Source organism: Caballeronia mineralivorans PML1(12) (assembly GCF_001028175.1).
GTDB lineage: Bacteria > Pseudomonadota > Gammaproteobacteria > Burkholderiales > Burkholderiaceae > Caballeronia > Caballeronia mineralivorans.
In genome coordinates this window covers 1-669 of sequence record NZ_AEJF01000275.1, presented here as the reverse complement: position 1 = coordinate 669, position 669 = coordinate 1, and the positions used below count along the sequence as shown (strand labels likewise).

Below are 669 nucleotides of genomic sequence, written 5' to 3'. Positions count from 1 at the left end.
TCGGGGGCATCGACCAGGCGCAGCAGCGCAGCCGCCAGCGCACGGTCGTCATGCGCCGGCACGAGCAGGCCGTTGATGCCGTCGGCGATCACTTCAGGCACGCCATCCACCGCCGTACCGATCACCGGCAGACCGGACGCCATTGCCTCGATGAACGATGTACCCAGCGCTTCCTGATGAGTCGGCAGGACGAACAGGTCGAAGCCCGCCAGCACGTTCGGAATGTCACGGCGCAGACCCAGCAAATGGATGTGATCGGAGAGGCCTTGCGCCTGCACGTCCGCGCGGATTTCGTCGAAGAGCGGACCGTCGCCGGCGAATACGAAATGCAGGTTCGGGCGCTGTTCGATCAACGGCTTCGCGACGCGGATCAGATCGGAATGGCCTTTCTTGTCCCGCATGATTGCAACCGTGCCGGCGATCACTGCGTTCTCGCCGAGACCCAGTTCTGCGCGCAACGTGGAACTCACGCGGCTCACCGGCTGCGGTTTCACAGTGCCCGTATAGATTGTCACGATATCCTTCTCCGGCACGCCGGCGGACACTAGGTAACGCATCACCGACTGGCTCACCGCCACCACCTTGTGCGGCAGCCACGTGTAGGTTGCCCGCGACGTGATGGCGAGCGCCAGATGCCGGGTGCGCACGATCAGCGGCGTGCCGGCGAGC

Annotated in this window: 1 protein-coding gene; it reads right to left on the bottom strand. The window is 64.7% G+C overall.

The window, feature by feature from the left end; all coding sequences use genetic code 11:
* A partial coding sequence (locus tag EOS_RS42630; RefSeq protein ID WP_047898277.1) for a glycosyltransferase family 4 protein occupies positions 1-669 on the bottom strand: 669 nt, incomplete at both ends.